The organism is Janthinobacterium sp. FW305-129, from assembly GCF_020858115.1.
GTDB lineage: Bacteria > Pseudomonadota > Gammaproteobacteria > Burkholderiales > Burkholderiaceae_D > Janthinobacterium.
Genome location: NZ_JACYMM010000012.1, coordinates 64,544 through 78,619 on the forward strand (window position 1 = coordinate 64,544; position 14,076 = coordinate 78,619).

Annotated in this window: 9 protein-coding genes; 4 read left to right on the forward strand and 5 right to left on the reverse strand. The window is 64.2% G+C overall.

Features of this window, described 5'->3' with window-relative positions; genetic code table 11:
- Positions 1–7: 7 nt before the first annotated feature.
- The 4 genes from IGS61_RS22735 to hemC are packed head-to-tail and all read right to left on the reverse strand — an operon-like array spanning position 8 to position 4,157.
- Positions 8–1,204: a heme biosynthesis protein HemY gene (locus IGS61_RS22735; protein WP_268994018.1), complete on the reverse strand. Its 1,197-nt coding sequence runs from the start codon at positions 1,202–1,204 to the stop codon at positions 8–10.
- A 4-nt stretch (positions 1,205–1,208) separates the two neighbouring features.
- Positions 1,209–2,363: a uroporphyrinogen-III C-methyltransferase gene (locus tag IGS61_RS22740; RefSeq protein ID WP_230541686.1), complete on the reverse strand. Its 1,155-nt coding sequence runs from the start codon at positions 2,361–2,363 to the stop codon at positions 1,209–1,211.
- On the reverse strand, positions 2,360–3,142 hold the full coding sequence (locus IGS61_RS22745) for a uroporphyrinogen-III synthase (protein ID WP_230541841.1): 783 nt from the start codon (positions 3,140–3,142) through the stop codon (positions 2,360–2,362). Before IGS61_RS22745 ends, IGS61_RS22740 begins: the two co-directional genes overlap by 4 nt.
- Positions 3,135–4,157: a hydroxymethylbilane synthase gene (gene hemC / locus IGS61_RS22750; RefSeq protein ID WP_230541687.1), complete on the reverse strand. Its 1,023-nt coding sequence runs from the start codon at positions 4,155–4,157 to the stop codon at positions 3,135–3,137. The genes IGS61_RS22745 and hemC overlap by 8 nt, the downstream gene beginning before the upstream one ends.
- A gap of 210 nt (positions 4,158–4,367) precedes the next feature.
- Here hemC and ppc point away from each other — a divergent pair, with 210 nt between their 5' ends.
- The 3 genes from ppc (at position 4,368) to IGS61_RS22765 (ending at position 10,394) form a co-directional block, all read left to right on the forward strand.
- Positions 4,368–7,217 carry a phosphoenolpyruvate carboxylase gene (gene ppc / locus IGS61_RS22755; RefSeq protein WP_230541688.1) on the forward strand — a complete coding sequence of 950 codons (2,850 nt, stop codon included), beginning with the start codon at positions 4,368–4,370 and terminating at the stop codon, positions 7,215–7,217.
- Positions 7,218–7,393: 176 nt separating this feature from the next.
- Positions 7,394–9,187, forward strand: coding sequence for a PAS domain-containing sensor histidine kinase (locus IGS61_RS22760; protein ID WP_230541689.1), 1,794 nt, complete (start codon positions 7,394–7,396; stop codon positions 9,185–9,187).
- Between the two features lie 55 nt (positions 9,188–9,242).
- A complete protein-coding gene (locus IGS61_RS22765) occupies positions 9,243–10,394 on the forward strand; it encodes an HAF repeat-containing protein (RefSeq protein ID WP_230541690.1) in 1,152 nt (383 codons plus the stop codon).
- 57 nt (positions 10,395–10,451) lie between these two features.
- Here IGS61_RS22765 and rpoD read toward each other — a convergent pair whose 3' ends face one another.
- Complete coding sequence (gene rpoD, locus IGS61_RS22770) at positions 10,452–13,001, reverse strand: RNA polymerase sigma factor RpoD (protein ID WP_230541691.1); 2,550 nt, start codon at positions 12,999–13,001, stop codon at positions 10,452–10,454.
- A 572-nt stretch (positions 13,002–13,573) separates the two neighbouring features.
- Here rpoD and IGS61_RS22775 point away from each other — a divergent pair.
- Entirely contained in the window at positions 13,574–14,068 is a 495-nt protein-coding gene (locus IGS61_RS22775; RefSeq protein WP_442908091.1) for a ProQ/FINO family protein, read from the forward strand.
- The last annotated feature ends 8 nt before the right edge of the window (positions 14,069–14,076 follow it).

The window sequence follows — 14,076 nt, forward strand, 5'->3', positions numbered from 1 at the left end:
AAACAGATTACAGGATGGTGGCCAGCGCGCATTGGCGGTAATGCGCGGCGGCCTGTTCCGTCTGCTGCAAGGCATCGTGCATCTGCGCCAGCTTCAGGTGGGCGTCGCGCACCATCTGCGGCTCGTTCGCGTCGGACAAAGCCTGCTCCAGGTGGCGCTGGGCCTTGCCCCACAGTTTTTGCTTGAGGCACAGGGTGCCCAGGGTCAGCGCCAGTTCCGCGTCCAGCGGGCGCTGTTTCATCCATTGCTCGCAATGCTCGATCTGCAGCAGCAGGGCCGGCGTGCCGGCCGGCGCCGCCGCTTCGCGGTAGGCGCGCACGACGCGCTCGTCCCAGTCGGCGGCCAGCGACTCTTCGCACACGAGGCGCGCTTCGTCGTGCAAGCCGCGCGCATTCAGGGCCGTGGCGGCGCGGCAGGCGATGTACGGCTTGACGCGGTCGGCGCTCGGCACGCTGGACCACACGCGCATCAGCGATTCGGCGTCATGCGATGGGTCGGACAGCAAATGGTCGTAGGCCAGCTCGCGCAGGCGCGACGACAGGGCCGGATGCAGGGCGCGGTGCTTGTCGAGCGAACGCACGAGGCGCAGCACTTCCGGCCAGTTCTTCGCCTGCTGCTCGGCCTTCAGCGACCATTGCAGCGCGTGGATGTGGCGCGTGCCGCTGGCGTTGAGTTCGCGCACGGCGGCCAGGGCCGCTTCCGGCTGGTGGTCGTCGACCAGCAATTCCGTCACGGTCATCAAACGGGCCGTTTTCAGGCTGGCATCGCCTTCGACGCGGGACAGCCAGCTGTCGCGGCGCTCGGACTGGCGCATGCGGTGCGCGGCGCGCGCGCCGATCAGCGCGGCCAGACCGGCGTTTTCTTCCAGCTCGGCGGCGCGCAGGGCAGCTTTTTCCGCATGGCCGAAACGGCCTTCGAACAGGGCCTTCAAGGCTTCGCGCAAGCCCTTGTTGCCATCGCGCTCACGCTTGCGCTGGCGGTAGGCCGCCACTTGCGCCGGCATGCGCACGGTGGCGCGCACCGCGCGCACCAGCAAATACAGCAGCACGAACAGCACGACCTGCAGCAGCAGGAAGAAGTTCAGCGACAAGTCGATGCGGTACGGCGGATAGAACAGCACCACGTTGCCGGGGTTGAAACGGGCCGTCACGGCGATACCGATCGCCGCGGCCATCAGGGCGAGTAACCAGAGAAATAGACGCATGGGCTCAGGACTTCGCTTTGTAGTTGCGCACAGCCGTCAGGCTGTCGGACAAGGTTGGCATTTCGATGGCCAGATTGCTGCCCTGCACCTGGCGCAGCAGGGCTTGCGCCGTCTGCGTGCCCTTGGCGCGGGTGTCGAAATACTTGGCCAGCGCATCCTGCGCGGCGATCAAGTCGTTGCGGAAAGCCGTTTCATTGCGCGACAACAAGGCCATGCGGGCATTCAGCAAGCGCAGCTTGACGTTTTCCCGCAAGAAATACGATTGCGTCGGCGACAGCATCAGCGCTTCCGGCGTATCGACGCGGCGGATGCGGATCAACTGGCGCACATCGGCCCACATGTCGCCGCTCCAGCTATTCCAGCCGTCGCGCACGGTTTGCAGCAGCGGTTCCGGCGCCGGCGGTCCCACCAGCTTGCCGCCGGCATCGCGCACGGCCTTGGCCTTGGCCTTGCCCGGCTTTTCCGGCGCGGCCGGCGAGGCCGGCGTTTCGTCGGACAGCATCGGCAACGAGTCGATCTGGGCGATCACGGCGTCGAGGCGCAGGGCCACGCCCGTCGAATCGACACTGGGCAGGGCCTTGAGTTTTTCCATGTCGCGCCCGATGGCGCGGCGGATGGTGATGAATTGCGGCTTGTCGGAACGCGACAGGCTGCGGTCCGCGTTTTGCAGGGCGATCAGCGCGCCCGGCACGTTGCCGGCCAGCTGCAGCTGCTGGCTGGCCGTCGACAGCACTTGCTCGATTTCCGTCAGCGCCCACTCGTCGCGGTTCTTCGACAAGTCGTTGTACAGTTGTTCCAGCGCAAGCTGCTGGCTCTGGGTTTCGCTCTGGCGGTTTTCCAGCGCGCCCACCTTGATTTGCAGCTCTTTCGTGCCTTCTTGCACGTTGCGCGCCAGCACGCCCGTTTCGGCATTGCTGACATCGCCCTTTTGCAGGCGCTTGGCCACCTCTTCGCGCAGGTTGCGGATCTGCTTGCTGGTCGACCAGCTTTGCGCCGCCAGCAGCACGGCCAGCACGATGACGGCGATGCTCATGGGCTTTTGCAGCTGCTCCAGCAGGGTCGGCGCGCGGCCGGCAGGTTGGTCGGCCGCCTGCGGCGCCGTCTTCACGGCGCTGCCAGGCGTTGCATTCGGTTCGGAGAGTGTAGGCATTTCGTTCATGGTCGTGATTGTAACGCGGCGAGCACGCCTGCGTCGCCTGAACCTGTCAGGGTGACGCGGGCAAAACCCAGGGCCGCCGCCGTTTGTGCAATGCGGGCGTGCGGCACGATCAGATGCTGCTGTTGCATTTTCACAACAGCCGTCTTTTCATCGCCCATTTCGCCCAGCAGCGCCAGCAAACCGCGCAGCGCTTCCGAGCTGGTGATGATCCAGTCATTATTATGCTGCAACAGGTTTTCCAGGGTCGCCCGCAAGGCCGGCGTCAGCCTGGGCACCTGGCGGCGGTAGGCTGTAACGAACTCGACTTCGGCGCCGGCCGCGCGCAAGCCGTCGGCCAGGTAATCGCGCCCGCCATCGCCGCGCACGATCAGCACGCGCTTGCCGCGCAGGGCCGGCAAGTCCAGCGCCAGCAACAAGTGTTCGGAATCGCTGCGCGCCGTGTCGAGCGGACTGGTGATACTGGCGTTGGCATCCGTGACGCCGTGCGCCGCCAAGGCCATCTTGCTGCCCTCGCCCACCACGGCCAGCGGCACGCCTGGCGGCCAGGCGGGCAAGTGCGCAAAGACGCAGTCGATGGCGTTGGGCGAAACAAACGCCACCAGGTCGTAAGCGGCCAGGCGCGCCAGCACGGCTTGCAGCTGCGCGCATTCCTGTTCACCGTCCAGCGCATGGATTTCCAGCAGCGGCAGCAGGGTCACGGGCCAGCCCAGCGCCGCGATCCTGGCGGCCAGCGGCCCCGCTTGCGCCGCGGGCCGCGTGATCACCACGCTGTCAGGCATGCGGCGCCAGGCCTTCATGGTTGTCGGGGGTAACGGCGCATGAGGCCAGGATGCCGGCGGCGTCCTGGCCGCGCAGCAGTTCGGCCACCTGTTCGCCCAGCAGTTCCGGCGCGCCGGCAGGGCCACTGACGTCGGCGCTGGCCATGCGCGCGCCGTCCGGCGTGGCGACCATGGCGCGCAAGCGCATCTGTTCGCCATCGACGGTGGCAAACGCGGCCAGGGGAATCTGGCAGCTGCCGCCGAAAATCTTCGATACCTTGCGCTCGGCCGTGACGGCTTGCGCCGTATCAACATGGTTCAGCGGCGCCAGCAGGCGCACCAGGTCGGCGCCGTCCGCGCGGCCGCTGCGGATCTCGATGGCCATGGCGCCCTGGCCTGCGGCCGGCAAGCTGTCTTCCGGCGCCAGCACGGCGCGGATGCGCGATGCCAGGCCCAGGCGTTTCAAGCCGGCGGCGGCCAGAATGATGGCGGCGTAGTCGCCACGGTCGAGCTTGCCCAAGCGCGTGTCGAGGTTGCCGCGCAGGGGCAGGATCGTCAGGTGCGGATAGCGCGCGGCGATCAGCGACTGGCGGCGCAGGCTGCTGGTGCCGACGACGGCGCCGTGCGGCAGCTCGGCCAGGCTGGCGTAATCGTTGGACACGAACGCGTCGCGCGGGTCTTCACGTTCGAGGATGGCGGCCAGGCTGTAGCCCTCTGGCAACTCCATCGGTACGTCTTTCAGCGAATGCACGGCCAGGTCGGCGCGGCCCTCTTCCATCGCCACTTCCAGCTCCTTGACGAACAGGCCCTTGCCGCCTACCTTGGACAGGGCGCGATCCAGAATCTGGTCGCCGCGTGTGGTCATGCCGAGAATTTCAACGCTACACTGCGGATACAGGGCGGCCAGGCGCGCACGCACGTGTTCTGCTTGCCACATGGCAAGACGGCTCTCGCGCGTGGCGATCACCAGGCGGGAAGGAATATTTTGGGTCAATTCAGATGCTTTCAAAACAAGTTCTTTCGCTGTGGCTGTCATTGTCGTTGCCAATTCGCCCGTCCGATATCAATTTGTATCGGAATGGCGCCCGGCGTCGCTATAATCGTTATCCCTTAGCCTAGAAGGCCAAGTCAGGCTAGCGTCCATGTTGAAGACCACAAATTTTATCATGCGCCCCCTCCCCTCTGCGGCCAAACGCCCGGTGCGATCCACATTCCCTTGCTTTTACACTTACTTTGGTTCTTTATTATGCTCAATGACGCAGTAGCACCAGAAATAGTCCCGGCGGCCGGCTCCGACAAGGATGCGCCGCTGAAAGAAGATATCCGCCTGCTGGGCCGCCTGCTGGGCGACGTGCTGCGCGAACAGGAAGGCGATGCCGTCTTCCATGTGGTGGAAACCATACGCCAGACGTCCGTGCGCTTCCGCCGCGAAGCGGACGCTGGCGCCGCGCTGGAACTCGACGCCATGCTCAAGGAACTGAGCCGCGAACAGACGATTTCCGTCGTGCGCGCCTTTTCCTACTTTTCGCACCTGGCCAACATTGCGGAAGACCAGCACCACATCCGCCGCCGCCGCGCCCACCTGCTGGCCGGCTCGCCGGCGCAAAAAGGCAGCGTCAGCTTCGCGCTGAGAAAACTGCGCCTGGCCGGCGTGCCCCGCAAGACCGTCGACACCTTCTTCCAGGACGCCCTGATCGCCCCCGTGCTGACGGCCCACCCGACGGAAGTGCAGCGCAAGAGCATCCTCGACGCCGAGCACGACATCGCCCGCCTGCTGGCCGAGCGCGACCTGCCGCAGACGCCGAAAGAGCGGCAAGCCAACATGCAGCTGCTGCGCTCGCGCGTCGCGACCCTGTGGCAGACGCGCATGCTGCGCTACTCGAAGCTGACGGTGGCCGACGAAATCGAAAACGCCCTGTCCTACTACCGCATCACCTTCCTGCGCGAACTGCCGGGCCTGTATGACGACATCGAGGACGATATCGCTGCCGAATACCCGAACGGCGACGGCACGATCGAACCGATCAATGCCGCCTACGTGCAGATGGGCAGCTGGATCGGCGGCGACCGCGACGGCAACCCGAACGTCAACGCGGGCACCATGCAGCATGCGCTGGCGCGCCACGCCACCACCATCCTCGACTTTTACCTCGATGAAGTGCACGCGCTGGGCGCGGAATTGTCCGTCTCGACCCTGATGGTGGGCGTCAGCGCGGAACTGCAGGCGCTGGCCGACCAGTCGCCGGATGCCTCGCCGCACCGCAGCGACGAGCCGTACCGCCGCGCCCTGATCGGCATCTATGCGCGCCTGGCCGCCACGGCCCGCGCCCTGGGCGCCACCAACATCCTGCGCAAGGAAGTGGGCGCGGCCGCCCCCTATCCGGACGCGACCGCCTTTGTGGCCGACTTGCGCACCATCATCGCCTCGCTCGAAGCGCACCACGGCGCGGCCCTCGTGCGCCCGCGCCTGGCCACCCTGGCGCGCGCGGCCGACATCTTCGGCTTCCACCTGGCGTCGCTCGACATGCGCCAGACCTCGGACGTGCACGAACGGGTGCTGGCCGACCTGTTCGCGCAAAGCGGCGTGGCCGCCGACTACGCGGCCCTGTCCGAGGAAGACAAGCAGGCGCTGCTGCTGAACGAACTGGCGCAGCCGCGCCTGCTGTACTCGCCCTACATCAGCTACGCCACGGAAACGGATTCCGAGCTGGCGATCCTGCGCGCCGCGCGCGACATCCGCCAGCGCTACGGCGCGCGGGCCATTCGCAATTACATCATTTCGCACACGGAAACCGTGTCCGACTTGCTGGAAGTGTTGCTGCTGCAAAAGGAAACGGGCTTGCTGCGCACCGACTGGAAGGCGGGAGGCGAAGGCGACAGCAGCTGCGAGCTGATGGTCATCCCCCTGTTCGAGACGATCCCCGACCTGCAGCGCGCGGCCGGCATCATGAGCCAGCTCATGGCCTTGCCTTTGGTCAAACAATTGATCACCAAGCAGGGACAGTTGCAGGAAGTCATGCTTGGCTATTCCGATTCGAACAAGGATGGCGGCTTCCTCACCTCGAACTGGGAACTGTACAAGGCGGAACTGGCGCTGGTGGCCGACTTCCGGAAGGCCGGCGTCAAGCTGCGCCTGTTCCACGGCCGCGGCGGCACCGTGGGCCGTGGCGGCGGACCCAGCTACGAAGCCATCCTGGCCCAGCCGCCGGGCACCGTCAACGGCCAGATCCGCCTGACGGAACAGGGCGAAATCATCGCCTCGAAGTTTTCCAACGCGGAAATCGGCCGGCGCAACCTGGAATTGCTGGTGGCCGCGACCCTGGAAGCGAGCCTGGCGCCGCAGGAAGCCAATCCGGCCCGCAACGGCCAGCTGGCGCAGTTCGAAGCCGTGATGGCGCAGCTGTCGGACCGCGCCTATCACGCCTACCGCCACCTCGTGTATGAAACGCCGGGCTTTACGGAATATTTCTTTTCAGCAACACCGATCGCGGAAATCGCCGAACTGAACCTCGGTTCGCGTCCCGCCTCGCGCAAGGCCAACCAGCGCATCGAAGACTTGCGCGCCATTCCCTGGGGCTTTTCCTGGGGCCAGTGCCGCTTGCTGCTGCCCGGCTGGTTCGGCTTCGGCAGCGCCATCGACGCCTGGATCAACGAGGCCGACGGCGCCGCGAAAGATGCAAAAATCGCCACCCTGCGCGCCATGTACGCCGAATGGCCCTTCTTTGCTACCCTGCTGTCGAACATGGACATGGTGCTGGCCAAGACGGACCTGGCGATCGCTTCGCGCTATGCGGAACTGGTGGCGGACCAGGACTTGCGCGAACGCATCTACAAGCGCATCACGGACGAGCATGGCACCACCCTGCGCTGCCTGGAGCTGATCACCGGCAACACCGAGCGCCTGGCGGGCAATCCGCTGCTGGCCCGCTCGATCCAGAACCGCTTCGCCTACCTCGATCCGCTGAACCACTTGCAAGTGGAATTGATCAAGCGCAACCGCGCCCTGTCGGCGGAAAGCCGCATCGATGAAAGGGTGCACCGCGGCATCCAGTTGTCGATCAACGGCGTGGCCGCCGGCCTGCGCAACACGGGCTGATCGCGCCGCATCGCCATCGGCACACAGGGGCCGGCGCCGCAAGGGCCGGCCCTTTTGCTTGCCTGATGGAAAAATATTCTCAATAAAGCAACATTTGGTATTACACTAGCGTCGGATACTTTTCCACTCCGGCGCCAGGCGCACGGCAGCGGCCAACCATGACGCCAGGGGCGCGGATGAGCAAATGGTCGATTGAAACCTTGAGTACGGCATGCGCCGCCCTCATCCTGATCATGCTGGGCTGGCTGGCGGGCGCAGCCTGGCAGGAACTCGACTTCTGGGAACATCTCTGGCTGTCGCTGCTGCTGGCGGTATCCGCCGGCACGGCCATGTGGCTGATGCGCGTGCTGCGCGCCCGCCTCGCCAGCACGCGCCTGCAGCTCGACGCCAGTGCCATGCGCTACCGCGACCTGAGCGAGACGGCGCAGGATGGCATGTGGCAAACGGATGCAAAAGGCACGATATTGCATGTCAACCAGCGCCTGAGCGACATGCTGGGCATCCCGGCGGAAAAGCTGCTGGGCCACAAGATGCGCGACTTCTATGACGAAGCGACCTTGCTGCGCCTGTGCCCGCTGATGCGCGCGCAGGAACACAGCTGCATGGGTGAACTGCAGTACTGGCACAGCGACGGCTCGGAACGCTGGGCGATGATCACCGGCCGCTGCCTGTACGACCAGCAGGGCAAGCTGACTGGCGCGCTCGTGCTGGCCAGCGACATCACGGAACACAAGCGGGCCGAACACGCGCTGAGCGTCGCCCATGCGGAGCTGGAAAGCCGCGTGGCCCTGCGCACGGCCCAGTTGCTCGATGTCAATCTCCAGCTGTCCGCCGAAATCGCCATGCGCGCGCAAACGGAAGCGGCCCTGGCGCGCAGCGAAGAGCGGCTGCAGGACATCATTTCCATGATGCCCCTGTCGCTGTTCCTGAAAGATGCCGATTCGCACATGCTGCTGATGAACCAGGCCTGCGAGCAGCAATGGGGCGTACGGTTCCAGGATATCGCCGAGGGACGCGACGTGCAGCACTTCCCCCCGGACCAGACGCAGGGATTCCACGCGGCGGACCAGGAAGCGTTTGCCAGCCGCCAGGTGGTGATCCGCGAAGAATTGGTATGGAATGCGCAGCTGCAGGAAAACCGCCTGCTGCAGACGCATAAAAAACCCATCTTCGACGCGCAAGGCCAGCCGCAGATGATCATCGCCATGGGCATCGACATCACGGAAAGCAAGCGCAACGAGGAGAACCTGCAGCGTACCCTGGCCCAGCTGCGCGAACTGACCGACCACCAGCAGACCATCAAGGAAGAGGAAAGGCGCCGCATCGCGCTCGACATCCACGACGACCTGGGGCAGAACCTGATGGTGCTGCGCATCGATGTCTCGCTGCTGCATGCGCGCACGGCCGGCAGCCATCCGCGCCTGCACAGCCATGCGCAACGCGTGCTCGACACCATCGACGCCACCATCCGCTCCGTGCGCACCATCATCAACGACTTGCATCCCAGCACCCTGGAGCTGGGACTCGGTCCGGCGGCCGAATGGCTGATACGCCAGATGCAGAGCCGCGGCGCCATCCGCTACCAGCTCTCGCTCGACAGCGAGGCGCCCGACCTGGGCCTGGACCAGCGCCAGACGTCGGCCATCTTCCGCGTGCTGCAAGAGTCGCTGTCGAACATCGTGCGCCATGCCCAGGCCAGCGAAGTGGAAGTGGCGCTGGCACAGGAGCAGGATGCCATCGTCGTGCGCATCAGCGACAACGGCATCGGCATGCAGCCGGGCGACGACGGCAAGCGGGCCGCCTTCGGCCTGAAAAGCATCCGCGAGCGCGTGCATGCGCTGGGCGGCGAGCTGCGCATCGACAGCCAGTCGGGCCAGGGCACGGCCCTGGCGATCCGTCTGCCACAGGCGTCCCCCAGCCACACCCAGGACAGGAAAGCCGAAAAGTTACCAAAAACAGTAGCAAATTAGGTATGTATTGACGACATACGAACGTATCGTAGGGTTTTTCTTTGAGGAAACTATCATGCCGCCACGGTTCTCCTGCTTTCCCGCCAATCCGCTGCCGCGCCTGGCGCTGCTGCTGTTGCTGTCCATAACGCCCCTTGCCGGCGCCAGCATCCATGCCGAACATGGCTTCGGCGAGAAAGGCGGCGATGGCAGCATCGCGTCCGACCTGAACCCGGCGGGCTTGGTCGCCGGCATCATCACGGAAGAGGAAGGCCGGCGCCGCGCCGTGGTCTACCAACATGGCCGCATCCGTGAACTGGGCACGCTCGGCGGCAATGAGGGTTTCACCAAGGCCATCAATGCCCACGGCGTGGTGGTCGGCTCCGCGCAGACGGCCAGCGGTACCTGGCACGCATTCCGCTACGAGGAAACGCTCGGCATGCGCGACCTGGGCACCCTGGGCGGCAACAGCAGCTATGCCACCGCCATCACGCGCGACGGCCGTGTGGCCGGCTATGCCGATACGAGCGGCGGCGACTTCCATGCGTTCGTCACGCAGGCCGACCACAGCCTGCAAGACCTGGGCACGCTGGGCGGCGCCAGCAGCTATGCCAGCGGCCTGAATGTGCATGGCGTGGTGGTGGGCACGGCACAGCGCAGCGACGGCTACCGCCGCGCGTTCGTCTACCGCCCCGGCGAGGGCATGCGGGAAATCGGCACGCTGCCAGGCGGACGCATCAGTTCCGCCACCGCCATCAATGATGCGGGTCTGATCGTGGGCGCGTCGGAAACGGAAAAACGCCGCTGGCATGCGTTCGCCTGGGATGGCAAGCGCATGCTCGACCTGGGCGCCATGATAGGCCAGGGCGACAGCTACGCTACCGCCGTCAATGCGGCCGGCCACATCGTTGGCAGCGTCGAGATCAATGGCTATGAGCCGATGACCTTTGTCTACAAGGAAGGCGTGATGACGGTGCGCCGCCGCGATGACGGCTTGTACCTGACCAACAAGATCACGGATGCCGGCCTGGTGGTGGGCGCCATCTACACCGGCCATAAATTCCAGGCTTTTGCCGTCTCGTCGCGCGCGGCGCCGCCGCCACAGCGCGGCAATCCGCTGGACTGGCTGCTGATCACCTTCGTCATCGGCGCCAGCGGCGTGGTGCTGTACAAGCTGCAGCGCAACTACCGCACGGGCGTGCAGGGGCATCGCACGCGTTTGCTGTAAGACAGCGACAGACGTAAAAAAAGAGGCTTTCGCCTCTTTTTTTTAATTACCTGCTGCTTAGTTTTGCGTCAGGAAAGTCTTCAATTTATCCGAACGCGAAGGCTGGCGCAGCTTGCTCATGGCTTTCGCCTCGATCTGGCGGATGCGCTCGCGGGTCACGTCGAACTGCTTGCCCACTTCTTCCAGGGTGTGGTCGTTCGACATTTCCACGCCATAACGCATGCGCAGCACTTTCGCTTCGCGCGGCGTCAGGGAATCGAGCACTTCCTTGATCACGTTGCGCATCGATGCGTGCAGCGCGGCGTCCAGCGGCGCCAACGTCGTGTTGTCTTCGATGAAGTCGCCCAGTTGCGAATCGCCATCTTCGCCCATCGGCGTTTCCATGGAAATCGGCTCTTTCGCGATCTTCATGATCTCGCGCACCTTGTTTTCCGGCATTTCCATCTTGACGGCCAGGGTCGCCAGGTCCGGCTCGCTGCCCGTTTCCTGCATGATCTGGCGCGAGATGCGGTTCATCTTGTTGATCGTTTCGATCATGTGCACCGGCACGCGGATGGTGCGGGCCATGTCGGCGATCGAACGCGTGATGGCCTGGCGGATCCACCAGGTGGCGTAGGTCGAGAACTTGTAGCCGCGGCGGTATTCGAATTTATCGACGGCCTTCAGCAAGCCGATGTTGCCTTCCTGGATCAGGTCGAGGAATTGCAAGCCGCGGTTGATGTATTTCTTGGCGATCGAAATGACCAGGCGCAAGTTGGCGACCGTCATTTCGCGTTTCGCGTGGCGCGCGCGCTTTTCGCCGGCCGCCATCTGCTTGTTGATCTTGCGCAAGTCCGCCAGCGGCAGGGCCACGCGCGCTTGCAGGTCGATCATCTTCTTTTGCAGTTCCTTGACGGCAGGCACGTTGCGGCTGAGGATGGCGCTGTACGGATACTTGCAATCGACTTCACGGTCGACCCATTCCAGGTCGCATTCATTGCCCGGGAACACCTTGATGAAGTGGGCGCGCGGCATGCCGCATTTGTTCACGCACAGTTCCAGCACGGCGCGCTCGATGTGGCGCACCTCTTCCATCTGGCCGCGCAGGGTGTCGCACAGCTTTTCCACGACCTTGGCCGTGAAGCGGATGCCCAGCAATTCCTGCGAAATGGCTTCCTGCGCCTTGATGTAGGCTTTCGAGTTGTAGCCCTCGGGCGCCTTGCGCATCTTGTCGTACTGCGTGGAAATGACGTTGAATTTCTCCAACGCATTCTTTTTCAGCTGGGCCAATTGTTCGCTGGAGAAACCGGCCGCGCCGCCATTGGCGTCGCCGTCTTCTTCCTCGGCTTCCTCTTCCTCTTCGTCCTCGTCGCTGGCAGCGGCGGGCGCGGCGGCAGCGGCAGGCGCCGGGGCATTGCTTTCGTTCAAGTCGACAAAGCCGTCGACCACTTCATCGACCTTGATTTCATCGCGCGCGATCTTTTGCGACAGCGCAACGATTTCGCCGATGGTGGTGGGGCAGGCGGAAATCGCCTGGATCATGTCCTTCAGGCCGCCTTCGATGCGCTTGGCGATCTCGATCTCGCCTTCGCGCGTCAGCAGCGCCACGGCGCCCATTTCACGCATGTACATGCGCACGGGGTCGGTGGTGCGGCCGAAGTCGGAGTCGACCGTCGACAGGGCGGTGGCGGCAGCCGCTTCCACTTCATCGTCGCTGGTGACGGTGGCGACGTTGTCGGTCAGCAACAGGCTTTCCGCGTCAGGGGCGCGCTCGTAGACGGCGATGCCCATGTCGTTGAAGGTGGCGATGATGCCTTCGATGGCTTCCGGATCGATGATGTTTTCCGGCAATTGGTCATTGATCTCGGCATAGGTGAGGAAACCGCGTTCCTTGCCCATGTTGATCAAGCCCGTGATCTGCTTGCGGCGGCGTTCCAGGTCCGCTGCCGACGCTTCCGGATCGCCCAGCGCATCGGCCAGGCCGCCCTTGGCCTTGCGGTCGCGCGCTTTCGACACGGCCTTCAGTTCGGCCCGCTCGACGGCGTTGAGTGCTGCCACTTCATCGTTTTCCGGCGTGAATTCGCTTGGTTTACGGCCACGGCGGCCTGGCACCTTGACGGTTGGCAAGAAGTAATTCGAGGTATCGATGGCGGCCAGGGCATCGGCGTCCGTGGTCTTGCTGACCACTTGCGCGCCGGTGATGATGGTCACGGGCGCCGCTTCAGGCTTGGCGCGCACGACTTTCGAACGGGCTGCTGTCACCACTTTGTTCGTGGCGGCGCTTTCGCTGACCTTGCGCGGCGCGGCCGGGGCCTTGGCGCCAGGGGCGATCTTTACGCTCGGCGTCTTGACCGGTGCAGCGTCGGCCGCTTCCGCGACTTCGGCAACGGCGTCGACAGCCGCCACGGGCGCTTCGGCAACCGGCTCGGCCGGCGGCACGGCGGCCAGGCGCGAGCGGCTTTTCTTCACCACGGTGACGACGGTGGGCGCCGTGGTGACGGTGGCTTCCGGATTCGCTTGCGCATTATCGATGAAGTAAGATAAAGTCGTTTTTGGTACGGCAAGCGGCGCCGCGGCTGGGCGTGGCGCCTTGGCAGACAACGTTAAAGTTTTTGGCGTATTCTTCATGAGATATCTCTTAATGCGAGACCAGATGGTGTCGGCGCGAAGTGAATGATTCCACCTAAGCCTGCGAAACCGGACTCGATGGAGCGTATTGTTGCGGCTGCCGTGTTAACGGCAGCGGCGCCTGTCTATCGGGACGTTCAAAGCCCGCGCATCCAGCGGCGGCGGGGCCGAAGCCGGGTCAGATAAATAAGCGATGTACATTGCGGAATGAAAAAAAGCCCGTACCAGAACGGGCTTGAATCTATTGTTGTTCAGTGAAGACACAGCGGAGAGCAAGATTATGCACGAAGGCCAGTTATCTGGATAATTGATAAGCAAAATATCTGATATCAAAAATATTAATAATGATGGCCCTGCACCGCACTGCTCCTATCCCCTGCACACCTGAGCCAGACCGTCGAATACGGGGTCCAGTCATCAGCGCAAGCCGACATTATACACATTTCCCGCATTTCGCGCTGCGTCCGCTGTAGCACGGACCCGCCTATCTGTGCGCAAGTTGCCAAAAAAGACAATGCACTTGCCTGTGGCGCGTGCTATGCTCCCCTTTTATAGCCCAACCAATGATGTCGATGACCAGCTCCACGCCAGACCAGCAAGCCACCACTCCTGACACGCCAGTCGATGCAGCCCCAGCGGCCGCAGCGGCGACCACGCCGGCGCCTGCCGGCCTGACCGCGCGCGCCCTGCTGAAGCAGTTCCAGGAGCAATTCCCGCCATTCCGCGATTGCCTGCCCTTGTCCATCGGCATCGACAAGCAGATCCTGGCGCGCTTGCCGGACCTGGACCGCAAGCTGATGCGCACGGCGCTGGGCATCCACACGGGTTCGCTGCGCTACCTGCGCGTGATGGAAAAAGCCAAGGTACGCTACGACCTCGACGGCACGGCCGGCGCGGAAGTGACGCAAACCCACCGCGACCACGCCACGCAAGTGTTGCAGCAGCGCTTCAAGAAGGAAGCCGAGCGCAAGAAAGCCGAGCGCGACGCGGCCGCCGCCGAAGAAGCGAACCGCTTGCGCCTGGAAAAACTGAATCAGCTGACCGCGAAATTCTCGCGCAAAGGCTGATCCAGCTT

Bases quoted from the DNA above. Each gene is read 5' to 3' on its own strand.
- IGS61_RS22735 (WP_268994018.1), bottom strand. From the start codon at position 1,204: ATGCGTCTATTTCTCTGGTTACTCGCCCTGATGGCCGCGGCGATCGGT.
- IGS61_RS22740 (WP_230541686.1), bottom strand. From the start codon at position 2,363: ATGAACGAAATGCCTACACTCTCCGAACCGAATGCAACGCCTGGCAGC.
- IGS61_RS22745 (WP_230541841.1), bottom strand. From the start codon at position 3,142: ATGCCTGACAGCGTGGTGATCACGCGGCCCGCGGCGCAAGCGGGGCCG.
- hemC (WP_230541687.1), bottom strand. From the start codon at position 4,157: ATGACAGCCACAGCGAAAGAACTTGTTTTGAAAGCATCTGAATTGACC.
- ppc (WP_230541688.1), top strand. From the start codon at position 4,368: ATGCTCAATGACGCAGTAGCACCAGAAATAGTCCCGGCGGCCGGCTCC.
- IGS61_RS22760 (WP_230541689.1), top strand. From the start codon at position 7,394: ATGAGCAAATGGTCGATTGAAACCTTGAGTACGGCATGCGCCGCCCTC.
- IGS61_RS22765 (WP_230541690.1), top strand. From the start codon at position 9,243: ATGCCGCCACGGTTCTCCTGCTTTCCCGCCAATCCGCTGCCGCGCCTG.
- rpoD (WP_230541691.1), bottom strand. From the start codon at position 13,001: ATGAAGAATACGCCAAAAACTTTAACGTTGTCTGCCAAGGCGCCACGC.
- IGS61_RS22775 (WP_442908091.1), top strand. From the start codon at position 13,574: ATGACCAGCTCCACGCCAGACCAGCAAGCCACCACTCCTGACACGCCA.